Source organism: Mesorhizobium sp. M8A.F.Ca.ET.021.01.1.1 (assembly GCF_003998025.1).
Classification (GTDB): Bacteria; Pseudomonadota; Alphaproteobacteria; order Rhizobiales; family Rhizobiaceae; genus Mesorhizobium.
This window is the reverse complement of record NZ_RZSJ01001093.1, coordinates 1-540: the sequence shown is the minus strand read 5'-3', so window position 1 is coordinate 540 and position 540 is coordinate 1. Positions and strand designations below refer to the sequence as shown.

General features: G+C 63.3%; 1 protein-coding gene. It reads left to right on the top strand.

All coding sequences use genetic code 11. The features are described 5' to 3' along the window. Positions 1-540: carbohydrate ABC transporter permease (locus EOA36_RS36765; RefSeq protein ID WP_145969573.1), on the top strand; the 540-nt coding region annotated here is incomplete at both ends.

The following is a 540-nucleotide window of genomic DNA, read 5'->3' as shown; positions in this document are numbered from 1 at the left end:
TTTCCAGTTCGTGTTCGGCGAATCCACCAACAATTTGATCGTCGCGCTCGACCGCACCGCGCTGAAGCCGATCCTGTCGTCACTGCTGTCGGCGGTGTTCGGCACCGCGATCGCCATGTCGGCCGGCACGGCCGCCGCCTACGGCCTGTCGCGCTTCGGCTCCGGGCAGAACCTGCCGCTGGCGCTGATCCAGCTCAGGCTGTTTCCGCCGATGGCCGTCATGATCCCCGTGATGATCATGTGGGCTTTCCTCAACTTCACCGACAGCTGGTGGGGTCTGGCGCTGATCTATGGCATCGTCACGCTGCCGTTCGCCTTCTGGCTGATGAAGACCTTCTTCGACGACATGCCGCGCGAGATCGAGGAAGCCGCCTTGGTCGAAGGCTGCTCGCGGCTGCGCGTCTTCACCCGCATCACGTTGCCGATGATGCGCGCGCCGCTGGCGAGTGCGGCCCTCTTCGTCTTCATCCTCAACTGGTCGGACTATCTGATCGCGCTGCTTCTGACGACGCGCGAATGGGTGACGATCCCGGTCTACAT